We start from the raw sequence: 21,488 nt of genomic DNA, 5'->3' as shown, positions 1-21,488 counted from the left end.
TTCCTCAGATTAACGTGAGCGCCCGGACCGTCCGAGCGACGCTACCACGATAGGTGGCTGTTTTGAAAATAGCCTGAATAAAATCTGTCTGTCGAGCGTTTTAGCAAAAAAATTTTTGCTGCCATAAAAGAGGAACATCAGTAATAAAACAGGAAATTCTCACCCTTTCCCAAGAAAACACCACCACATTAATTAACATTATAATTTCAATAAATTTACCAACCTGATGTGCATTATCAAGATATGTATTGCCAATGCACCATTTACCTGACAATCCCCTTTTAAATTTGTGGTTTTTCCTCAAAAATGGTCTGCTGGTCATCAGCCCTCAGGTTACCTATCATAGAGGTTTAATCCTTATCCAGAGTTACCCGTGCACGAAATATTCAACATGCTGCTGGCGGTCTTCGATCGGGCAGCGTTAATGCTTATCTGCCTGTTCTTCCTTATTCGTATCCGCCTGTTTCGCGAGTTGTTACACAAGTCGGCGCACTCACCAAAAGAGTTGCTTGCCGTTACCGCCATTTTCTCGTTGTTCGCCCTGTTCAGCACCTGGTCCGGCGTGCCGGTGGAAGGCTCACTGGTTAACGTGCGTATTATTGCGGTAATGTCAGGCGGGATTTTATTTGGCCCGTGGGTGGGCATCATTACCGGCGTAATAGCCGGGATTCACCGCTATCTTATTGATATTGGAGGCGTGACGGCGATCCCCTGCTTTATCACCAGTATTCTGGCGGGCTGTATTTCTGGCTGGATTAACCTGAAAATCCCCAAAGCGCAGCGTTGGCGCGTCGGTATTCTGGGCGGTATGCTCTGCGAAACACTAACCATGATTCTGGTGATTGTCTGGGCACCAACCACCGAGCTGGGGCTGGATATCGTCTCCAAAATCGGGATTCCGATGATCCTCGGCAGTGTCTGTATCGGCTTTATTGTACTGCTGGTGCAAAGCGTTGAAGGCGAAAAAGAGGCCAGCGCTGCGCGGCAGGCCAAGCTGGCGCTGGATATTGCCAATAAAACCCTGCCGCTGTTTCGTCACGTGAATAGCGAATCGTTACGTAAAGTCTGTGAAATTATCCGTGACGACATTCACGCCGACGCGGTGGCAATTACCAATACCGAGCATGTGCTGGCCTATGTCGGTGTGGGCGAGCATAACTACCAGAATGGCGATGACTTCATTAGCCCAACGACGCGTCAGGCGATGAATTATGGGAAAATCATCATTAAAAACAATGATGAAGCCCACCGCACACCGGAAATCCACTCGATGCTGGTGATCCCATTGTGGGAGAAAGGCGTTGTGACCGGAACGCTGAAAATTTACTACTGCCACGCGCACCAGATTACGTCCTCATTACAGGAGATGGCGGTAGGACTGTCGCAAATTATCTCCACCCAACTGGAGGTTTCCCGTGCCGAGCAGTTACGTGAAATGGCAAATAAGGCAGAGCTTCGCGCCCTGCAAAGTAAAATTAATCCCCATTTCCTGTTTAACGCACTGAACGCAATCTCCTCATCGATTCGTCTGAATCCAGATACCGCTCGCCAGTTGATCTTTAATCTGTCGCGTTATCTGCGCTATAACATTGAATTAAAAGACGATGAGCAAATCGATATTAAAAAAGAGCTATATCAAATCAAAGACTATATCGCCATTGAGCAGGCCCGCTTTGGTGACAAGCTGACGGTTATCTATGATATTGATGAAGAGGTGAATTGCTGTATTCCCAGCCTGCTGATTCAGCCGTTGGTGGAGAACGCCATTGTCCACGGCATTCAACCCTGTAAAGGAAAAGGTGTTGTAACTATTAGCGTCGCAGAGTGCGGTAATCGGGTCCGCATTGCGGTCAGAGATACCGGGCATGGCATCGATCCACAAGTGATTGAACGAGTCGAAGCGAACGAAATGCCAGGTAATAAAATAGGCCTGTTGAATGTGCATCATCGCGTGAAGTTATTGTATGGCGAGGGGTTGCATATCCGCCGTCTGGAACCCGGAACGGAAATTGCGTTTTACATTCCTAACCAACGCACCCCTGTCGCCTCACAGGCTACGTTATTGCTTTGAGCCGGAGTGATATTGTGAAAGTCATCATTGTTGAAGACGAATTCCTGGCGCAACAGGAACTGAGCTGGCTAATTAAAGAGCATAGCCAGATGGAGATTGTCGGCACCTTTGACGACGGTCTGGACGTGTTGAAGTTTTTGCAACATAACCGCGTCGACGCCATTTTTCTGGATATCAATATTCCGTCGCTGGATGGCGTGCTGCTGGCGCAAAACATCAGCCAGTTCGCCCATAAACCGTTTATTGTGTTTATCACCGCGTGGAAAGAACATGCGGTAGAAGCGTTTGAACTGGAGGCGTTTGACTACATTCTCAAACCGTATCAGGAATCACGCATCACCGGGATGCTACAAAAACTGGAAGCGGCCTGGCAGCAACAGCAAACCAGCAGTACGCCTGCGGTAACAGTAACGCGGGAGAATGACACCATTAATCTGGTGAAAGATGAGCGAATTATCGTCACGCCAATTAATGATATCTATTACGCCGAAGCGCACGAAAAAATGACCTTTGTCTATACGCGGCGTGAATCCTACGTGATGCCGATGAACATCACCGAGTTTTGCAGCAAATTGCCGCCGTCGCATTTTTTCCGCTGCCATCGCTCATTTTGTGTCAATCTGAACAAAATCCGCGAAATCGAACCGTGGTTTAATAACACCTACATTCTGCGACTGAAAGATCTGGATTTTGAAGTGCCTGTCAGCCGCAGCAAAGTTAAAGAATTCAGACAATTAATGCATCTATAAATCGGGGATATCCATGAAAGCAACAGGCTTGCCCGCCGATCAACAATTTTTCGCAGATCTGTTCAGCGGCCTGGTGCTTAACCCACAGCGACTGGGGCGCGTCTGGTTTGCCAGCCAGCCCGCCTCGTTGCCGGTGGGCAGTTTATGTATTGATTTCCCCCGGCTGGATATTGTGCTGCGCGGCGAATACGGCAATCAACTGGCAGCAAAACAGCAACGCATGGTGGAAGGGGAAATACTGTTTATTCCGGCGCGCGCGGCTAATTTACCGGTCAACAACAAACCTGTTATGTTGTTAAGCCTGGTGTTTGCACCAACATGGCTGGGGTTGTCGTTTTACGATAGCCGCACCACCACACTGTTACATCCGGTTCGCCAGCTCCAGCTTCCCAGCCTGCAACGCGGTGAAGGTGAAGCAATACTCACCGCCCTCACCCATCTCAGCCGTTCGCCGCTGGAGCAGAATATCATTCAACCGTTGGTACTCAGTTTGCTGCATCTTTGCCGCAACGTGGTAAATATGCCGCCGGGTCATTCGCAGCCGCGCGGCGATTTTCTCTATCACAGCATTTGTAACTGGGTTCAGGATAATTATGCCCAGCCGCTCACCCGCGAGAATGTGGCGCAGTTTTTTAATATCACGCCAAATCACCTGTCAAAACTGTTTGCGCTGCATGGGACGATGCGATTTATCGAGTATGTGCGTTGGGTGCGGATGGCGAAGGCGAGGATGATTTTGCAGAAATACCACCTGTCAATTCATGAAGTAGCACAACGCTGCGGCTTTCCGGATAGCGACTATTTTTGTCGCGTCTTCCGGCGTCAGTTTGGTCTGACGCCAGGAGAGTACAGCGCCCGTTTTCAGGGCTAAATTTAAAAAGTTAGCTCTGTTTCGAGCAGTGTCAGAATACTTTGAGCATCTTTGGCGGCAAACAGCGATTGGCGGAAGTTTTTATTCACCAGTTTGCGCGCCAGTTGCGAAAAGACTTTCACATGGTTCATTCCTTCGCTAGCGCCCAGCGTCAACATGATCACCAGTTCGACATCGCCCATCTCTGACTGCCAGTCGACAGGTTTCACCAGGCGGGCAATACTGATACTGGAATGGCGGATCCACTGAGATTTGGTGTGCGGGATCGCCACGCCAAAACCAACGCCAGTGGTGACAATCTCCTCACGCTGCCAGACATCTTCTTCCAGCTCGAACGGATGCTCAGTACGCCCGTTAACGCCAAGGTTGCCGCACAGGAACTGAATAGCCTGCTCTTTATTGCTAAAAGTCTGATCAACGAAGATATTCTCCAGCGCCAGCAGCGGACGAACGTCTTCTTGCGGTGTAAACGCAGTGAGTAACGCTTCAATTTCCTGCGCGCTGCGGCACTCGCACGCCTGACGCGCCAGTTCCTGACACGCCTCGCTATCCAGTTGCCGAAGCTGGTTTTTCACCGCCGGAATGCGTGGGCTACTCATACTTAACTCATCCAGACCCAGCCCAAGCAGTAGCGGCAGATAGCGGCTTTCGCCACCCAGCTCCCCGCAAATTCCCACCCATTTGCCCCGCTGATGCGCAGTGGTAATGATCTGCCGCAACATGCGCAGGAACGATGGCGTAATCGGGTTATACAGCGGCGATACGCGCGGATTATTACGATCGACCGCATACAAATACTGGGTCATATCGTTGGAGCCGATACTGAAGAAATCGACCTCATCACAGAAGTGGTCGATGATGTAACACACCGACGGCACTTCCACCATGATCCCAAGCGGGATCGATTCTGCATGGCGCAGGCCATCGCGTTTAAGCTCAACGATTGCCTTCTGGATCTCACTCTTTACCCATAAGATCTGATCGAGGCTGTGCACCATTGGGATCATCAACTGAGCGTTGCCAAAACTGGCAGCACGCAAAATAGCCCGCAGTTGAGTGCGGAACAGACCAGCAAATTCCGGGTAAATACGTACCGCACGATAGCCGAGGAACGGGTTCTCTTCCTGGGGAATGTTGAGGTAAGGAATGCTTTTATCGCCGCCGATGTCCATCGTACGGAAGATAATCGGCTTTTCGCCCGCTGCCAGTAACACCTGCTGGTAGGCTTCAAACTGTTCCTGCTCGTCCGGCGCACTATCGCGATCCATATACAGCATTTCGGTACGGAACAGCCCGACGCCTTCCGCGCCGTTAGCAAACGCGCCAGGTGCTTCCAGAGCAGTGCCAATATTCGCAGCAATATCAATACGCTTGTGATCGCGGGAGTACGCCTGTTGCGCAGCGGCAAGTGCTTGTTGCTGCTGACGTTTATCCGCCAGCGTCTGTGCCACCTGGTAATAACCACTCACCGCGTCATCAGGATTAATCGCCAGCACGCCGCACTGGGCATCAAGCACCGCCGGTTGTCCGGCATAGCGTGCTATCGCATCCAGCGGCAGGCCGCTAAGAACGGGGATCATCGAAGCACGTGCCAGAATCAGGGTATGCGAGGTGCGCCCGGTTTTCTCCAGAATCATGCCCGCGAGATTTTTTAGATCAAGGCTCAAAAACTGGCTTGGCGTTAAATCCTCAGCAACCAGAATGGTCGGTTTTTCAAGCACCAGATTATTGCGTGGCTTCAGCTCCGGCCAGGTGATATGCAACAACTGTTCGCTGATATCGCGGATATCGCTGACCCGCTCACGCAGGTAATCGCTGGCAGAGGCAGAAAGTTTGTCGCAAACCTGTTCCATATTACTGATGATCGCCGCGCCCAGCCCCTGATGCTGTTCAGCCATCAGCCGACGGATATTGCCTGAAAACTCGTCATCCTGAATCAGTGACAAATGGGCGCTGAGAATAGTTTTGCTTTCGCCGTCACGCTCACGCAGTTGCTGGTTCAGTTGCTCGGCAAGCGTTGCCAGGCTGTGTTCCAGTCGGGTGGAATCTTGTGCGCAGGCGGGGATCACGCGATAACTGTCGAGATTATCGCTCTGTAATAAGGTCAGTGTACCAACGCCGATACCGCTCGCCAGCACATTTCCATACAACAAATCTGGATTCAGGCGGCTTAATGAACGCGGTAACGGATGTGCCATCAGCTCTGCCTGCGTCGGCTGGACGCTGTCGATAAAGCGCACCTGGATATATTCTTCCAGCACGCGCCGCGCCTGCTCTTCATCGCTGCCGCTAATGTTCAGGCTGCAACTGTCATTAAATAAGGTTCCGGTGCCAATCAGTGCCAGCGAGCTTTTTGCATCGGCCTTCGCATTCTGGCGATGGTTGATGAAGGTCACTGCACTTTGCCACTGGCTGCACTGTTCTTTAAGTTCCCACGCCGGGCGAGCATGAAGACCGTTAGGCAAAGGGCAAAGAAATTGAATCGTTAACATAACCGCTCCGGGTTAATCAGGAGATCATCTGAAATCCGTCAGTTGAACAACGGTCTCACGCGTAATACGTTGAATAAGTGCAGATAAAAGTTGCTGCATCTGCAAAATGTCGCGGCAATCGGCAATCGACGCGGCACAATGGCCGTGGCGGGTGGCAGGGCCCATCACCACTGTGGGTATGCCTGTGCCGGTTAAGTGAATCGCTCCACCGTCCGTGCCGCCGTTGCTGAGCATATCCGCCTGCAACGGCACACCAATTTCTGCCGCCACGCTTTCAATCCACGCGATGAATTTTGGCGGCGCAATCAGCGATTTATCACTTAACACCAGCATCGGGCCGTTACCAATCTGGCGATGGTTAGCCGCGCCATAATCAAAGTTTTTCGCCCAGCAGGCGGTATCCAGCACAATGGCGACGTCCGGCGACACTGCGCGGGTGGCGGTTTGTCCGCCGCGTAAGCCAACCTCTTCGCTGGAACTGGCCACCAGCCAGACTTCCACAGGGAGTTCGGCGTCGTGCAGCTCGCGCAGTAAAGTCACCAGCAGGTAGCAACCGAGGCGGTCATCAAAGGCTTTGCCCATTACCCGCTGGTGAGGGAGAACCTGAAAAGTGGTATCGAAGGTGACGCGATCGCCCGGACGAACTCCCGCCTGCATGACTTCGTCATAAGAACGTGCGCCAATGTCCACGCGCATTGCGCTAACGTCATTTCCCTGCCTTTCGCCATCGAGCAGGCCTGGAATTTTGCATTCTTCACGGGTGGTGATCCGCACCGGCTGAAGCTGGCGGGCGGCCATGCGCACATTACCAACCGGCAGCACGTCGATAGCACCCTCACAGGAGATGCTGCGTACCATAAATCCCACTTCGTCCATATGCGCGCAGATCATCACCTTCGGACCTGTCGATTCATTGAGGCGGATCAGCACCGATCCCAGACCATCAAAACGGACCTTTTTTTGCAGGCGATCCGCTTCCTCCAGCAGGATCTGCCGCACTTCCTGTTCCGAGGAGGCGATCGCATCTGCCTCGCTCAACGCTTTTAATAGCGATAAATCCATTATGCCTCTCCCGTGAGCAACACTGTTTTCGGCATGGCGTACAGCACTTCTGCGCCTTGCGGGGTAACCAGCACGACATCTTCGATGCGCACGCCCCCTTGCCCTGGCAAATAAATCCCCGGCTCCACGGTCAGTAACATACCTGGCAGGAGCATCGTGCTGTCCCGCGGTGAAAAGCGCGGATCTTCATGCACTTCAATACCGATGGCGTGACCGGTGTTATGACCGAAATACTCGCCATAACCAGCCTCGGTAATCACCCGACGCGCGGCGTCGTCAACCTGCTGACAACGCACACCGGGGCGAATCGCAGAGATTGCCGCCAGTTGCGCCTGCAGGGCAATCTGATACACGTTAAACAGCGGGTGAGATTCGGCGCTCACCCCTTCGCCATTCACCAGAAAGGTGCGCGTCATATCAGAACAGTAGCCCTGATACAGCGCACCGAAATCGAGAGTGACAAACTCGCCCGCGGCAACAATCTTGTCGCTGGCCTTGCCGTGCGGTAGCGCCCCACGCCAGCCACTGGCGACAATGGTGTCAAAAGAGGCTTTTTCCGCGCCCTGCTGGCGCATAAACCACTCCAGTTCAGCGGCTATCTCACGCTCGCTCATCCCCGCCTGTATAAACCGGCGGATATGTTGCGCACCGCGATCGGCAATCCCACAGGCGAGGCGGATTTTCTCTACCTCCTCCGGCATTTTGATTTGCCGCAGTACGTCCGGCGTGGCGCTGACCAACGTTGCATTGAGTTCAGTCTGCCAGCGATGTGCGCTTTCCCAACTCACCTGCTGGCCTTCAAAACCAAGCGTTTGCAGTTGCTCATCGGCAATGAGCTGATTGACGATGGTTGCAAGCGTCTGCGCCGCATCGAGTAAATGTAGCTGGTAGCCTTGCGCACGGGCTTCCACATCCGCGTAATAGCGTGAGTCCACCAGAATGTGCGCGCTCTCACGGCTAATCACCACATAGCCTGATCCGGTGGAGAGTCCCAGATGTGGCTGCTTGTTCTGCCGTGAAGAGAGAAGCACCGCATCAAGCTGTTGTTCCGCAAGCCAGTCGCGCAGCGAAGCGAGTAATGTCATCAGGATTGTCCTTCTTACAGGCTATCGATTAACAATTTGCCTTTGCGGAACATCATCAGACGCAGGAACACCACCATCAGCGCAGTGATGATTGCCCCCAACGCGATCCCCGCCATATAGACGCCGAGGTTAGTAACCAGCGGCCATGCCCAGATAGCAGATTCCGGGAACCACTGCACTGCACCCAGCCAGACAGCGGCGGTGGAACCAACAATCGCACCTACCATATAGGACGGAATGGCGGTGATGGGACTTTCCAGCGCGAACGGAATAGCACCTTCACTGATACCCATAAACGCAAGGAACATGGCGGTTTTGCCCTGTGGATAAAGCTGGGCGTTGAACAGGCGTTTGCCGGTTAAACGACGGTCGATAATGGTCGCCAGGCCCAGACCAATCGGCGGAATAACAATAGCGATAGAACGCGCGGTGACGGGTAGTACGTGGTCTGTCGTAAAGCTGAAGGCAACGAAACCTGCCGCTTTGTTGATTGGCCCCCCCAGGTCAATTGCCGTTGCTGCGGCAATTCCCATTGCGTACATCAGCGCGCCTTTTTCACCTGCTGCCGTCAACATGGCGCGAATGCCACCGTTGATCCAGCCACCAAACGGCGTGATCACGTAATACATCGCCAGCATGACAAAAATGGCGGAAAGAATTGGTAATAAAAAAGTGGTTTTGAACGCTAACAGGAAATCCGGCATCTGGATTTTCTGGTTCATCCATTTCACGAGGTAACCCGCGACAATAGAAATAATCAGCGCGCCAATGAAGGTGGACGGCACGGGCGAAGAGGTCGCCCACTGCATGGTGCTGGGGTCAAAATTCAGCAGTTGCGTGGGCTGGGTAGACATCAACCCGCCGATAAACCCTGCCGGGAACGCCAGTTTGCCACCAATGGAGTTAGCCACAAAGGCGGCGAACATCGGAATGGCAAAGCCAAATAGCACGCCGCCAAACGACTGCGACAGCCAGGCAAATTTCAGTAACGAGAGGTCGAAACCGGTAAATTTCCCACTATTGAGCGCATCCATAATGCCAATGTCAGCGGGAATTTTCAGCCAGCTATAAGCAATCAACTGGCTGAAAGCGAGGATCACACCGCCCATAATTAAGGTCGGCACCATGCGTGAAATCCCTGACATCACGTGCTGCGGGAGTTCACCCCAGAAGCTGCTTTTAGAGGCCTGCGGATTCTTAACTGCCGCTGCCGCACCGGATGCGCCAGGCACAACGGTTGCACTGCGTTTTTTAATGGCCATAACAATATCCCTGTAAAAAATTACGCCTGTTCAGCGGCAATCATCTCTTCGATTTCTTTGATGATGCCCGCAGCGTTTTTAATTGCGTCCTGCAAAGTGATTTCATAAACATCGCGTGACTCAAAACGTTCGTTATCTTCCGGGGTAACCGCCACGGAGTGGATGATGATGGTCGCCTCTGCGATATCTTGCGCCGTAAGACGGTTCTGGATGCCATCTGCGCCCTGGGTTTCAATTTTCACTTCATAGCCTGCTTCTACCGCCGCTTCTTCCAGCGCCTGGGCAGCCATAAAGGTGTGCGCCAGCCCCATCGGGCAAGCACACAGGGCAATCAGTTTCTTACTCATCGTTATTTCCTCGCTTGGTTATAGTTAGCGAGTGAAATTATGAACGTGCAAAACAAATCGCTGTTACCAGACAAATAATGCTTTTACTGGATAATTAATCCCGTTATACGGAAGTGTGACGCAGGTCGGCCTTGTGATGAAACACAAAGAAAAATCTAATTAACTCTATGATTTAAATGACTATCGGGAGAGATTCCTCCCGATATGACAGGAAGGTTTTACAGGATGTGGCCTAAGGTCTGGCGTAGATGTGCGCCCGAACCGAGAAGTCCCGGATTGTCATGGACGATGAGATAAACCGGAATATCATGGACATATTCTTTAAAGCGGCCTTTGTCTTCAAAAGCGGCGCGGAAACCAGAAGCTTTGAAGAACTCGAGGAAACGCGGCACGATACCGCCTGCAATATACACACCGCCAAATGTCCCGAGATTGAGCGCCAGATTGCCGCCAAAACGTCCCATTATGACGCAAAACAGCGACAATGCCCGACGACAATCGGTGCAACTGTCGGCCAGTGCACGTTCGGTAATATCTTTCGGCTTGAGATTTTCCGGCAGGCGGTTATCGGCTTTCACAATCGCACGATACAGATTCACCAGCCCAGGGCCAGAAAGCACGCGCTCCGCCGAGACATGGCCAATTTCCGCACGCAGTATTTCGAGGATAATGGCCTCTTCTTCGCTATTTGGCGCAAAATCAACGTGACCGCCCTCACCCGGCAGGCTGATCCAGCGTTTATCTACATGGACCAGATGCGCAACCCCAAGCCCTGTTCCGGCACCGTACACCGCGATTGGTTTACCTTCTACTGGTTCTGCTCCGCCAAACTGGATCAGGTGCTCTTTTTTCAGCATCGGGATCGCCATCGAAACCGCCGTAAAATCATTGATAATTTCCAGATGGCTAAAACCGAGGCTCTTTTTCATTTCAGCAATCGAAAATGCCCAGGTGTGGTTGGTCATTGCCACCCAGTCACCGGTGATTGGGCAAGCGATGGCAATACAGCCGTCTTTCACCTCAACCTTATGTTCTTCGAGATAAACGCGAATGACCGCTTCCAGGCTGGGATAATCAAGCCCTGAATAGGTTTTAGCCTGCGAGATTTCGCCACTGGCAATATCACACAGGGCAAGACGTGCGTTGGTGCCGCCCACATCACCGACTAATGCATACTTTGTCATTCTTCTACTGCTCCGCTAAAGTCAAAAGAATTCTTTCTCACACTGTAAATACCTGGGGGCATAACAACAACGCCGGAAAGGCTGGCTCCCTGTAAATATCGATCTGGGTCACACAATTACTTTATCGTTTCAGCACCAATTGCAGCGATGCCTTTATGCAAGCTGGGCAAACTAAGTATCTGATCCCGCATAAGGAATAGAACATGCTCCATCCGCGAGCCAGAACCATGTTGTTATTATCGCTTCCCGCAGTGGCAATTGGGATTGCGTCCAGTCTTATTCTGATTGTAGTGATGAAAATCGCCTCGGTATTACAGAGTTTGCTCTGGCAACGACTACCGGAAAGTCTGGGGTTAGCTCAGGACTCACCGCTGTGGATCATCGGAATATTAACGCTGACAGGGATCGCGGTAGGACTGGTTATCCGTTTCAGCCAGGGTCATGCCGGGCCAGATCCGGCCAGTGAACCACTGATCGGCGCACCGGTTCCCCCCTCTGCGCTACCGGGACTGATCCTGGCATTAATTCTCGGTCTTGCTGGTGGCGTCAGCCTCGGGCCGGAACATCCGATCATGACCGTTAATATCGCTCTCGCAGTGGCGATTGGCACTCGTCTGTTACCACGAGTTCACCGGATGGAGTGGACTATTTTAGCCTCAGCCGGAACTATCGGCGCGCTGTTTGGTACACCTGTTGCGGCAGCGTTGATATTTTCGCAAACCTTAAATGGCAGTAATGAAGTCCCGCTATGGGATCGGCTCTTTGCACCGTTAATGGCGGCGGCGACTGGTGCTCTGACCACAAGTCTATTTTTTCATCCTCATTTTTCGCTACCCATTGCGCATTACGAACAGATGCAGATGACCGACATCATCAGCGGTGCCATTGTGGCGACGATTGCCATCGCTGCGGGGATGGTTGCTGTGTGGTGTCTGCCACGGTTGCACGCGATGATGCATCAGATTAAAAACCCAGTACTCATGCTGGGAGTTGGCGGTTTTATGCTGGGTATTCTGGGCGTCATCGGCGGACCTGTCTCACTGTTTAAAGGACTGGATGAGATGCAGCAAATGGTGATGAATCAGGCTTTGAGCGCCAGCGATTACTTTTTGCTGGCGCTCATTAAACTTGCCGCCCTGGTTATTGCCGCCGCCAGCGGATTTCGTGGTGGGCGAATCTTCCCGGCCGTGTTTGTTGGCGTAGCGTTAGGGTTGATGCTGCATGAACATGTTCCCGCAGTCCCGGCGGCGATTACCGTTTCCTGCGCTATTCTCGGCATAGTACTGGTGGTGACGCGCGATGGCTGGTTAAGTCTGTTTATGGCGGCGGTCGTTGTACCTGATACCACTTTGCTACCGCTGCTTTGTATCGTCATGCTTCCGGCGTGGCTATTGCTGGCAGGTAAACCAATGATGATTGTGAATCGCCCGAAGCAACAGCCCCCCCACGATAAGCTTTAACAAAAAATGCTCTCCCTCACGATTTAAGAGTTATGGCGATGAAACGGGGCTTTACCTCCCCGTAATATTGCGTTAACAGGCCGCTGACGGCTTCGATCGTGAAGGAGAATAACAATGTTCAGGTCACTGTTTCTGGCGGCCGCCCTGATGGTATTTACCCCACTTGCGGCAAACGCAGGTGAAATTACCCTACTGCCATCGATAAAATTACAAATTGGCGATCGCGATCATTACGGTAATTATTGGGACGGTGGTCACTGGCGCGACCGTGATTACTGGCACCGTAATTACGAATGGCGTAAAAACCGCTGGTGGCGTCACGATAATGGCTACCACCGTGGCTGGGATAAGCGTAAAGCGTATGAACGAGGCTACCGCGAAGGCTGGCGCGACCGTGATGATCATCGCGGAAAAGGTCGTGGACATGGGCACCGTCATTAAACACATTCGCCAATGGAGTACGATGCCTGATGCGACGCTGGAGCGTCTTATCAGGCCTACAAACCCGCGCCATTAAACACGTAGGGCGGATAAGGTGTTTACGCCGCATCCGCCAGTGGCACCACATGCGACGCCAGTTGAACTACAACCCCAGTGCCGTTCCCACCAGCAGCCAGATATTCAACGCGACCACCAGTACTACAATCACCCAACCGGTTTGTTTAACCCATTTGCTGTTAACCAGATCGCCCATCAACTTACTGTCACTGGTGAAAATCAACAGTGGCACCAGCGCCAGGGCAATACCAAAACTTAGCAGCACCTGACTCATGACCAGAATCCGCGTCGGATCCAGCCCCATCAGAATAACAATAAAAGATGGCAACATGGTCACGGTACGGCGCACCCACAGCGGAATATGGAAGCGAATGAATCCCTGCATCACTACCTGCCCCGCCAATGTTCCCACCACCGTTGACGAAAGCCCCGCCGCCACCAGACTTAAACCAAAGACCGTCGCGGCAGCATTGCTTAACAGCGGTTGCAGCGTCAGGTAGGCTTCGTCAAGATCAGCGACCCCCGTATGACCGGAAAAATGGAACGCGGCGGCAGCCGTTGCCATCATCGCCAGATTAACAAAACCGGCAATAGTCATGGCAATAGCCACATCCCATTTGGTGGCGGAATAACGTTGTTGACGCGAACCACCATGTAAATGCTGAGTGAGCGAAGAGTGCAAATAAATCACGTGCGGCATAATCGTCGCCCCTAACACGCCAGCCGCCAGGAAGACCGCCTCCGAGGTTGGTAAACTCGGAATCACCATCCCTTTACTCAACTGCGCCAGGTTAGGCTGAGAGAAAATCAGCTCGACAATGTAAGCCGCGGCGACAAACAGCAGTAGCCCGCCAATCACTTTCTCCAGCGGTTTTTGCCCGCGACGTTGCAGCATTAAAATCAGGAAAGTCGCGATACCCGTCAGCACCGCCCCCTGCAACAACGAAACACCAAGAATCAGTTTGAAACCGATCGCTGCGCCAATAAATTCCGCCAGGTCGGTCGCCATCGCAATAATTTCCGCCTGAACCCAATAGAACCACACTACGGGGCGCGGGTAGTGATCGCGGATTTGCTCTGCCAGATTTTTACCGGTGGCTATCCCCAGTTTGGCTGAAAGAATCTGAATCAGCATCGCCATCAGGTTCGCCCAGACAACAACCCATAGCAGTTGATAGCCGAAGCTGGCTCCCGCCTGAATATTGGTCGCAAAGTTACCGGGATCGATATAACCAATCGCTGCAATGAACGCAGGTCCCATTAATGCGAGCCTCATCTTGCGCGCCGCCCGTCCACTGCTACTCTCAACGCGATAGTTTGTCATCTTGTTGTGCCTCTAAAACATAGCCTTTGCTATGTTTCATGCTATGCTAAACGAGAATGATTATCAAATTCATTTAATTGGATTAGGGTGATTTCTCTGATAGGCCAGGATTATGACTACGAAAAGATTGATGAGTTAAATGTTATGATTATGTTTAATGTTAGCACATTTACATAACTTTCAGCTTCCATACACAACATAGCAGAAATGTATAACAGCTCACTATTTTTGAAGCTTGTCACAGGACATCATTATAGTGTGTGTCAGATCTCGTTTTCCTTAACCATGTTACATAGAATGTGCACGGAAACTTAACCTGCCTCATATTTGGAGCAAATATGGACCGCGTCCTTCATTTTGTACTGGCACTAGCCGTTGTTGCGATTCTCGCATTGCTGGCAAGCAGCGACCGCAAAAAAATTCGTATCCGTTATATAATTCAACTGCTTGTTATCGAAGTGTTACTGGCGTGGTTCTTCCTGAACTCTGACGTTGGTCTGGGCTTCGTGAAAGGCTTCTCCGAAATGTTTGAAAAACTGCTCGGGTTTGCCAACGAAGGTACTAACTTTGTCTTTGGTAGCATGAATGATCAAGGCCTGGCGTTCTTCTTCCTGAAAGTGCTGTGCCCAATCGTCTTTATCTCTGCATTGATCGGTATTCTCCAGCACATTCGCGTGTTGCCGGTGATTATCCGCGCGATTGGCTTCCTGCTTTCCAAAGTCAACGGAATGGGCAAGCTGGAATCTTTTAACGCCGTCAGCTCCCTGATTCTGGGTCAGTCCGAGAACTTTATCGCCTATAAAGATATCCTCGGCAAAATCTCCCGTAATCGTATGTACACTATGGCAGCCACGGCGATGTCCACCGTGTCGATGTCCATCGTTGGCGCATACATGACGATGCTGGAACCGAAATACGTGGTTGCAGCGCTGGTACTGAACATGTTCAGCACCTTTATCGTACTGTCGCTGATCAACCCGTACCGTGTTGATGCCAGCGAAGAAAACATTCAGATGTCCAACCTGCACGAAGGTCAGAGCTTCTTCGAAATGCTGGGTGAGTACATTCTGGCGGGCTTCAAAGTAGCCATTATCGTTGCAGCAATGCTAATCGGCTTTATCGCCTTGATCGCAGCACTGAACGCCCTGTTTGCTACCGTGACTGGCTGGTTTGGCTACAGCATCTCCTTCCAGGGCATCCTGGGCTACATCTTCTATCCGATTGCATGGGTGATGGGTGTTCCTTCCAGTGAAGCACTGCAAGTAGGCAGCATCATGGCGACCAAACTGGTTTCCAACGAATTCGTTGCGATGATGGATCTGCAGAAAATTGCCTCTACGCTCTCTCCGCGTGCTGAAGGCATCATCTCTGTGTTCCTGGTATCCTTCGCTAACTTCTCTTCTATTGGGATTATCGCGGGCGCGGTTAAAGGTCTGAACGAAGAGCAAGGTAACGTGGTTTCTCGTTTCGGTCTGAAACTGGTTTATGGTTCTACGCTGGTGAGTGTGCTTTCTGCATCAATCGCAGCACTGGTGCTGTAAGGCAATCCATTAAAAAAGCCGGGGATTATTTATCCCCGGCTTTTTTATCCCTGCTAATCAACTAATGGCTGCGGGCGACCAATTAAATATCCTTGCAGATATTGCACCCCAAGTTTATGCAATAGCGCTTGCTGCTGTTGCGTCTCTACAAACTCTGCAACCACACTTAACGACTTCGCTTTCGCCAGATCGGTAATCGAGCGCACAATCATCGCATCCAGCGTGTTCGTGACGATATCTTTCACAAAGACGCCATCAATCTTGATGATATCGGCCTTCAAACGTTTTAACCGCTCGTAGTTGGCATAGCCAGTGCCAAAGTCATCAATCGCAATACGGAAGCCAAATTTATGCAGTTGTTCAATGTTATACATACTGCTTTCTGCGTTAGAAAACGCCTGCTCCTCGGTGATTTCGAGAATGACAGCCTCCGGGGAGATGTGATAACGCTTAAACAGGCGAATAATCCGTCCGGCGATATTTTTTTGTAGCAGAGTGAGCGGCATTAAATTTACCGAATATCGCGGTCCTTTTTTGTCACAAGGGTGAGTTGCCAGCCACTTCAACAGGGATTCCAGCACCTGCAAATCGAAACGCGCGCTTAGGTTAAACTGGGCGATAAGTGGCAGAAATTTATCCGGCGTCATAATGCCGCCGTCATATTTCAGACGAGCAAGGATCTCATCATAGCCTTGTCCCTCTTTGTTACGAATGGGCTGGGCGTAGAGAAGCAAATCACCATTATCTAATGCTTTACGAATGGTGTTCAGCAATAGCACCTGTTTGGTAGTCTGCCCGGACGCCATCTCCTCTCGATTATCCAACGCCAGAACGTGATGATGAACGCAGGATTGTTCCGCCAGCCAGCTTAACTGCCCCAGCATGGGCTGCAAGGTTTCCTGATTGCCATCAAAACGCCCCCAGGCCGCGCCGTAGCCCATATCCAGGCCGGTGTTGTTCCAGTGAATCTGCCGACTATTGAGGACATTAACCATATGCTGTAGCCGCCCTTCCGTTTCCGGCCCGGTCAGTACCAGCAGCAATTCACTGCCCGGTAGTTGATACAACTTTTCGTTTTCCTGCATCAACGGTAGCAGTGTACGGTAAATTGAGCGGATGCAATGAACGCGCATCACCAGACCGTAATGACGACTCATAAACTCAAGATTATCAATACGCAGGCAGCAAAAACTCTTTCCGGCCTCTTGCTCTTGCGATTGCTCCAACGCGCGAAAGTTGGGTAATAGCGTTAAAGGGTCGGTCAGCGCCTGCAAATGCCAGCGACGGTTAAGCCATTCACTACGATAATAAATGCGCACCATGTAGAGCAGGCAAACGCTAAAAGAAATCAGTACCGCCAGAATAAATGCCAGCGAATATTCTGTTTCCACCCCTTGTAAAAAGTTCTGGTTGTAATTCAGGAGGAAAAGAGTCGAGACAGCCCAGGTGAGATTTAAAAACGGATAGCGAAGCTTACCGACACCAAGAGTAAAGATGATAAAGAAAACGGGCACCAGATAACCGGCAATGAAGTCGTTTTCATAAGGCGTACACATCAGAAGTAGCAGCACGGTAAGAACAGCAAGCCAGCTTAAGGTAAATGCACGTTTCTCTTTGTTCAGTGACGGTGCGATATCTCTGCGCCACAATATCTGCGCAAAGTGGGGACTTACAATCATGCGAGTGAGATAGTAAAAGAACATGTTGTAAATCAACACCGCAGTGAAAAGGCTAAGCAAATCAACGACCGTGAAAATAGCATCTGCATCCCCGAAAAATGTCGATATTTTTAGCGGGAAATCAAAGAAGTTGCCTACAAGATACATGCTGCATTTGATGCCGATCGGCGTCACCAAACCAAGCCAGAAGAGACGTTGCCAGACGTTTCGGGTGGTCAAGCCATAACGCCAACGCGTTCCCAACTGCCAGCGTAATATTGCACAGGCACACAACACAGCGAAAGTCTGGCTGCCAAGCATGACAGCGGTTTGCAAAAATGAGAGATGAAAATTCCACAGATTAGTGCAAAACATCCCGCATAAAACGGGAACGACACCACGCCAGCCAAAGATGAACACTATTGACAGCATTACGCACAGAGGCATCCACGCCAGAAAGATATAACTGGAATGGATAACTGCAAGTGGCGAAATAAAACGAGATAGCTGAATAAGTACCACGGTGAGCGTAAACGCCAGTGTGAATATCTTGATATTTTTTATCAGGTTATGCTCCACAAACATGAGTACACTACTCTCACTGATCGGGTTTTTCAGGCACACAAATAATAAGTTTATTCGCATCGCGAAGCAAACAGGGGCCGGCCTGCTGCTGTTTTTTTGTCCAGTGATGTTTTCACCAGGCGGCGCTAACCCGGGCGTGGACTGTATTACAAAAGCGGCAAAAAGCAGAGACAAAAAACCCCCGCTTCGCAGCGAGGGTTTGAAATTTGGTGGAGCTAAGCGGGATCGAACCGCTGACCTCTTGCATGCCATGCAAGCGCTCTCCCAGCTGAGCTATAGCCCCACGAGGCGTTTACGTACCAAATTTGCTGGGTGCAAAATTTGGTGGAGCTAAGCGGGATCGAACCGCTGACCTCTTGCATGCCATGCAAGCGCTCTCCCAGCTGAGCTATAGCCCCGTCACGTAAAGCTTGTCGAGTTGACGGGCGGCATCATATGAATTCCGCCCTTATGTGTCAACGGCAAATTGCAGCACCTGGTTTCAATCGCTGAAAAATCAGGCAAATGAACATTTTTGGATTACGTCTCGCATTCAGTAGTTATTCATATCACGGTTTCCTGTAAATTGATGCTATAAAATGAACACTTAATAGACCCACAACTATTCAGGGAATTGTTATGTTCAAGGAGAGGATGACGCCAGATGAACTTGCCAGACTGACCGGTTATAGCCGCCAGACCATTAATAAATGGGTACGCAAGGAAGGCTGGACGACATCACCAAAACCAGGCGTCCAGGGTGGCAAGGCCCGACTGGTACACATCAATGAACAGGTTCGTGAATATATTCGCAATGCAGAACGCCCACAGTGTCAGGGAGAAATACCTGCCCTGTCTGGCGATGCGCCGCTTGAAGTGCTGTTAGCGACGCTGGCGAAAGAGATGACGGCAACTGAACAAAAACAGTTTACATCCTTGCTTCTGCGGGAAGGGATTATCGGGTTATTACAACGCTTAGGGATTCGCAACAGCAAATAATATGAAAAGATTACGCAATAAAATGACCACCGAAGAACTGGCGGAATGCCTCGGCGTGGCTAAACAAACCGTTAACCGCTGGATTAGAGAAAAAGGCTGGAAAACGGAAAAATTTCCCGGCGTGAAGGGCGGCCGTGCCAGACTTATTCTGATCGATACGCAGGTTTGCGAGTTTATTCAAAACACACCGGCCTTCCATAACTCGCCGGTTTTTCTCGAGGCCGAAGAACCTCTTGCTGAATACGCACCTGGTATGCGAACTCCGGCTTACCGGCAAATAATCAGCGCGATAGACAATATGACTCATAGTGAGCAAGAAAAAGTTGCGCAGTTTTTATCGCGTGAAGGGATTCGCAATTTCCTTGCCCGTCTCGACATTGACGAATCAGCATAAATAATAAGTAAAAAACGGCAGGATATTATCTCCTGCCGTTTATCTTTTAAGTATTAATTACTGCTGGTTTTCGCGTTCAGCAATAAATGCCAGCGCTTTATTGATGCGCTCAATGCTGCGTGCTTTGCCAATTGCGTGAACCGTAACATCCAGCGCCGGAGACTGGCCCGCACCGGTAACAGCTACGCGCAGCGGCATACCGACTTTTCCCATACCCACTTCCAGCTCATCCGCTGTTGCCTGAATAGCGTGGTGAACATTTTCAGCCGTCCAGTCAGTAATTGCAGACAGTTTGTCACGTACCACTTCCAGCGGCTGGCGAGCGACCGGGCGCAGATGTTTTTTCGCTGCATCAGCATCAAACTCGGCAAAATCTTCGTAGAAATAACGGCAACTTTGTGCCATCTCTTTCAGGGTTTTGCAGCGTTCACCCAGCAGTTTCACCAGTTCCGCCAGTTGCGGGCCGTTGCGGGTATCAATATTTTCCTGCTCGATATGCCACTGTAAATGAGTAGCGACATACTCCGGCGGCAACGCGTTAATGTAATGATGGTTTAGCCACAGCAGTTTGTCTGTGTTAAACGCACTGGCAGATTTGCTAACCGCGTTCAGGGTGAAGTATTTGATCATTTCTTCACGGGTGAAGATTTCCTGATCGCCGTGGGACCAGCCCAGACGTACCAGATAGTTCAGCAACGCTTCTGGCAGGTAACCATCGTCGCGATACTGCATTACGCTGACCGCACCGTGGCGTTTGGACAGTTTTTTACCGTCATCACCGTTGATCATAGAAACGTGCGCGTAAACAGGTACTGGCGCTTTCAGGGCTTTCAGAATGTTGATCTGACGCGGTGTATTGTTGATATGGTCTTCACCACGGATTACGTGGGTGATTTCCATATCCCAGTCATCAACAACCACACAGAAGTTATAGGTCGGAGAACCATCGGTACGGCGGATAATCAGATCATCCAGCTCCTGGTTACTGAACTCGATCGGACCACGGATCTGATCGTCAAAAACAACGGAACCTTCCTGCGGATTAGCAAAACGCACGACGCACGGTTCATCATCAGCATGATGTTCATGACTGTGGCGGCAGCGACCGTCATAACGCGGCTTCTCGCCTTTTGCCATCTGCTCTTCACGCAGTGCTTCCAGACGCTCTTTAGAGCAGTAGCATTTATAGGCCGTCCCCTCTTCCAGCATCTGATCGATAACCGCGTTATAGCGATCAAAACGTTTGGTCTGGAAGTACGGACCTTCATCCCACTCCAGACTCAGCCAGTTCATGCCATCCATAATGGCTTCGATAGCTTCCGGCGTGGAACGCTCAAGATCGGTGTCTTCAATACGCAGCACAAACTCACCACCGTGGTTACGTGCAAAAAGCCAGGAGTAAAGAGCAGTACGCGCGCCGCCAACGTGCAGATAGCCTGTTGGGCTTGGCGCGAAGCGAGTTTTGATTTTCATGAAATGGCCTTACGTTTAGAAAGATGCCGACAACCGGCAAATCCTGGAAAAATTGAGTGGGCGATATTCTATCACTCCAGCCTGATTCCTCAATGTAGTTCGGGTTGCTACATGATGCATTATTGTTTTCGTTGATAAATTGCGCAACACGGTCTGTTTTGCGATCATCCTGCTTAAATTTACGACGAACGAACAATTTCTTTGGAAAAGGCGTTGACTCATTTTGAACTCTCCCTATAATGCGACTCCACACAGCGGGGGTGATTAGCTCAGCTGGGAGAGCACCTCCCTTACAAGGAGGGGGTCGGCGGTTCGATCCCGTCATCACCCACCAACTACTTTATGTAGTCTCCGCCGTGTAGCAAGAAATTGAGAAATGGGTGATTAGCTCAGCTGGGAGAGCACCTCCCTTACAAGGAGGGGGTCGGCGGTTCGATCCCGTCATCACCCACCA

At 51.0% G+C, this 21,488-nt stretch carries 19 protein-coding genes and 4 tRNA genes; 10 read left to right on the top strand and 13 right to left on the bottom strand.

Going from position 1 to position 21,488, the window contains the following annotated elements; genetic code table 11:
* Positions 1–100 precede the first annotated feature (100 nt).
* The gene (locus tag BEA93_RS25260; RefSeq protein ID WP_105225007.1) at positions 101–322 is read right to left on the bottom strand and encodes a hypothetical protein; all 222 of its coding nucleotides are present in this window, start codon (positions 320–322) and stop codon (positions 101–103) included.
* Between the two features lie 51 nt (positions 323–373).
* Here BEA93_RS25260 and ypdA point away from each other — a divergent pair, with 51 nt between their 5' ends.
* The 3 genes from ypdA to BEA93_RS20360 are packed head-to-tail and all read left to right on the top strand — an operon-like array spanning position 374 to position 3,691.
* Positions 374–2,071 (top strand): two-component system sensor histidine kinase YpdA, encoded by a 1,698-nt coding sequence (gene ypdA, locus BEA93_RS20370; RefSeq protein WP_000544386.1) that lies wholly within the window; start codon positions 374–376, stop codon positions 2,069–2,071.
* Positions 2,072–2,085: 14 nt separating this feature from the next.
* The gene (ypdB, locus tag BEA93_RS20365; RefSeq protein WP_001516812.1) at positions 2,086–2,820 is read left to right on the top strand and encodes a two-component system response regulator YpdB; all 735 of its coding nucleotides are present in this window, start codon (positions 2,086–2,088) and stop codon (positions 2,818–2,820) included.
* Between the two features lie 13 nt (positions 2,821–2,833).
* On the top strand, positions 2,834–3,691 hold the full coding sequence (locus BEA93_RS20360) for an AraC family transcriptional regulator (RefSeq protein WP_000648321.1): 858 nt from the start codon (positions 2,834–2,836) through the stop codon (positions 3,689–3,691).
* A gap of 2 nt (positions 3,692–3,693) precedes the next feature.
* On the opposite strand, the gene ptsP is transcribed toward BEA93_RS20360, so the two are convergent.
* From ptsP to glk, 6 genes are all read right to left on the bottom strand, one after another.
* Entirely contained in the window at positions 3,694–6,183 is a 2,490-nt protein-coding gene (gene ptsP, locus BEA93_RS20355) for a phosphoenolpyruvate--protein phosphotransferase (protein ID WP_105225008.1), read from the bottom strand.
* A 24-nt stretch (positions 6,184–6,207) separates the two neighbouring features.
* A complete protein-coding gene (gene ypdE / locus BEA93_RS20350) occupies positions 6,208–7,245 on the bottom strand; it encodes an aminopeptidase (protein ID WP_001516815.1) in 1,038 nt (345 codons plus the stop codon).
* Positions 7,245–8,330, bottom strand: a complete 1,086-nt coding sequence (gene ypdF / locus BEA93_RS20345) for an aminopeptidase (protein ID WP_105225009.1) — start codon at positions 8,328–8,330, stop codon at positions 7,245–7,247. Before ypdF ends, ypdE begins: the two co-directional genes overlap by 1 nt.
* Before the next feature lie 14 nt (positions 8,331–8,344).
* Complete coding sequence (locus BEA93_RS20340; RefSeq protein WP_001516817.1) at positions 8,345–9,592, bottom strand: PTS fructose transporter subunit IIC; 1,248 nt, start codon at positions 9,590–9,592, stop codon at positions 8,345–8,347.
* 20 nt (positions 9,593–9,612) lie between these two features.
* A complete protein-coding gene (locus BEA93_RS20335; protein ID WP_000038452.1) occupies positions 9,613–9,939 on the bottom strand; it encodes a PTS fructose transporter subunit IIB in 327 nt (108 codons plus the stop codon).
* 218 nt (positions 9,940–10,157) lie between these two features.
* Positions 10,158–11,123: a glucokinase gene (glk, locus tag BEA93_RS20330; protein WP_000170363.1), complete on the bottom strand. Its 966-nt coding sequence runs from the start codon at positions 11,121–11,123 to the stop codon at positions 10,158–10,160.
* Positions 11,124–11,326: 203 nt separating this feature from the next.
* Between glk and BEA93_RS20325 the strand changes: the two genes are divergently transcribed.
* Both BEA93_RS20325 and ypeC read left to right on the top strand, forming a co-directional pair.
* Positions 11,327–12,583, top strand: coding sequence for an ion channel protein (locus BEA93_RS20325; RefSeq protein ID WP_000903162.1), 1,257 nt, complete (start codon positions 11,327–11,329; stop codon positions 12,581–12,583).
* A 114-nt stretch (positions 12,584–12,697) separates the two neighbouring features.
* Positions 12,698–13,024 (top strand): DUF2502 domain-containing protein YpeC, encoded by a 327-nt coding sequence (gene ypeC / locus BEA93_RS20320; RefSeq protein WP_000490087.1) that lies wholly within the window; start codon positions 12,698–12,700, stop codon positions 13,022–13,024.
* A gap of 142 nt (positions 13,025–13,166) precedes the next feature.
* On the opposite strand, the gene BEA93_RS20315 is transcribed toward ypeC, so the two are convergent.
* Positions 13,167–14,405, bottom strand: a complete 1,239-nt coding sequence (locus BEA93_RS20315) for an Nramp family divalent metal transporter (RefSeq protein ID WP_000186376.1) — start codon at positions 14,403–14,405, stop codon at positions 13,167–13,169.
* Complete coding sequence (locus BEA93_RS26395; RefSeq protein ID WP_420842036.1) at positions 14,386–14,445, bottom strand: hypothetical protein; 60 nt, start codon at positions 14,443–14,445, stop codon at positions 14,386–14,388. Before BEA93_RS26395 ends, BEA93_RS20315 begins: the two co-directional genes overlap by 20 nt.
* 298 nt (positions 14,446–14,743) lie before the next feature.
* Between BEA93_RS26395 and nupC the strand changes: the two genes are divergently transcribed.
* Positions 14,744–15,946 (top strand): nucleoside permease NupC, encoded by a 1,203-nt coding sequence (gene nupC, locus BEA93_RS20310; protein WP_001516818.1) that lies wholly within the window; start codon positions 14,744–14,746, stop codon positions 15,944–15,946.
* A 53-nt stretch (positions 15,947–15,999) separates the two neighbouring features.
* Here nupC and BEA93_RS20305 read toward each other — a convergent pair whose 3' ends face one another.
* The 3 genes from BEA93_RS20305 to BEA93_RS20295 all read right to left on the bottom strand — a co-directional run bounded on the left by BEA93_RS20305 (position 16,000) and on the right by BEA93_RS20295 (position 18,587).
* On the bottom strand, positions 16,000–18,189 hold the full coding sequence (locus BEA93_RS20305) for a bifunctional diguanylate cyclase/phosphodiesterase (protein WP_001516819.1): 2,190 nt from the start codon (positions 18,187–18,189) through the stop codon (positions 16,000–16,002).
* A gap of 207 nt (positions 18,190–18,396) precedes the next feature.
* Positions 18,397–18,472: transfer RNA gene (locus BEA93_RS20300), tRNA-Ala, on the bottom strand.
* 39 nt (positions 18,473–18,511) lie between these two features.
* A tRNA-Ala gene (locus BEA93_RS20295) sits at positions 18,512–18,587 on the bottom strand.
* Positions 18,588–18,807: 220 nt separating this feature from the next.
* Here BEA93_RS20295 and BEA93_RS20290 point away from each other — a divergent pair.
* Positions 18,808–19,167 (top strand): YfeC-like transcriptional regulator, encoded by a 360-nt coding sequence (locus BEA93_RS20290; RefSeq protein WP_000472019.1) that lies wholly within the window; start codon positions 18,808–18,810, stop codon positions 19,165–19,167.
* A gap of 1 nt (position 19,168) precedes the next feature.
* Positions 19,169–19,561, top strand: a complete 393-nt coding sequence (locus BEA93_RS20285) for a MerR family transcriptional regulator (protein WP_105225010.1) — start codon at positions 19,169–19,171, stop codon at positions 19,559–19,561.
* Positions 19,562–19,618: 57 nt separating this feature from the next.
* Here BEA93_RS20285 and gltX read toward each other — a convergent pair whose 3' ends face one another.
* Positions 19,619–21,034, bottom strand: a complete 1,416-nt coding sequence (gene gltX, locus BEA93_RS20280) for a glutamate--tRNA ligase (protein WP_001516821.1) — start codon at positions 21,032–21,034, stop codon at positions 19,619–19,621.
* A 258-nt stretch (positions 21,035–21,292) separates the two neighbouring features.
* On the opposite strand from gltX, the gene BEA93_RS20275 reads away from it, so the two are divergent.
* Together BEA93_RS20275 and BEA93_RS20270 are read left to right on the top strand one after the other, a co-directional pair.
* Positions 21,293–21,368, top strand: a tRNA-Val gene (locus BEA93_RS20275).
* A 44-nt stretch (positions 21,369–21,412) separates the two neighbouring features.
* Positions 21,413–21,488: transfer RNA gene (locus BEA93_RS20270), tRNA-Val, on the top strand.

This window comes from Escherichia sp. MOD1-EC5950 (assembly GCF_002965345.1).
Lineage (GTDB): Bacteria > Pseudomonadota > Gammaproteobacteria > Enterobacterales > Enterobacteriaceae > Escherichia > Escherichia marmotae.
This window is presented reverse-complemented; position numbering and strand designations above follow the sequence as displayed.

Excerpts from the sequence above, each read along its gene's own strand:
- BEA93_RS25260 (WP_105225007.1), bottom strand. The coding sequence starts at position 322 with ATGACCAGCAGACCATTTTTGAGGAAAAACCACAAATTTAAAAGGGGA.
- BEA93_RS20360 (WP_000648321.1), top strand. The coding sequence starts at position 2,834 with ATGAAAGCAACAGGCTTGCCCGCCGATCAACAATTTTTCGCAGATCTG.
- ptsP (WP_105225008.1), bottom strand. The coding sequence starts at position 6,183 with ATGTTAACGATTCAATTTCTTTGCCCTTTGCCTAACGGTCTTCATGCT.
- ypdE (WP_001516815.1), bottom strand. The coding sequence starts at position 7,245 with ATGGATTTATCGCTATTAAAAGCGTTGAGCGAGGCAGATGCGATCGCC.
- ypdF (WP_105225009.1), bottom strand. The coding sequence starts at position 8,330 with ATGACATTACTCGCTTCGCTGCGCGACTGGCTTGCGGAACAACAGCTT.
- BEA93_RS20340 (WP_001516817.1), bottom strand. The coding sequence starts at position 9,592 with ATGGCCATTAAAAAACGCAGTGCAACCGTTGTGCCTGGCGCATCCGGT.
- BEA93_RS20335 (WP_000038452.1), bottom strand. The coding sequence starts at position 9,939 with ATGAGTAAGAAACTGATTGCCCTGTGTGCTTGCCCGATGGGGCTGGCG.
- glk (WP_000170363.1), bottom strand. The coding sequence starts at position 11,123 with ATGACAAAGTATGCATTAGTCGGTGATGTGGGCGGCACCAACGCACGT.
- BEA93_RS20325 (WP_000903162.1), top strand. The coding sequence starts at position 11,327 with ATGCTCCATCCGCGAGCCAGAACCATGTTGTTATTATCGCTTCCCGCA.
- ypeC (WP_000490087.1), top strand. The coding sequence starts at position 12,698 with ATGTTCAGGTCACTGTTTCTGGCGGCCGCCCTGATGGTATTTACCCCA.
- BEA93_RS20315 (WP_000186376.1), bottom strand. The coding sequence starts at position 14,405 with ATGACAAACTATCGCGTTGAGAGTAGCAGTGGACGGGCGGCGCGCAAG.
- nupC (WP_001516818.1), top strand. The coding sequence starts at position 14,744 with ATGGACCGCGTCCTTCATTTTGTACTGGCACTAGCCGTTGTTGCGATT.
- BEA93_RS20305 (WP_001516819.1), bottom strand. The coding sequence starts at position 18,189 with ATGTTTGTGGAGCATAACCTGATAAAAAATATCAAGATATTCACACTG.
- BEA93_RS20290 (WP_000472019.1), top strand. The coding sequence starts at position 18,808 with ATGTTCAAGGAGAGGATGACGCCAGATGAACTTGCCAGACTGACCGGT.
- BEA93_RS20285 (WP_105225010.1), top strand. The coding sequence starts at position 19,169 with ATGAAAAGATTACGCAATAAAATGACCACCGAAGAACTGGCGGAATGC.
- gltX (WP_001516821.1), bottom strand. The coding sequence starts at position 21,034 with ATGAAAATCAAAACTCGCTTCGCGCCAAGCCCAACAGGCTATCTGCAC.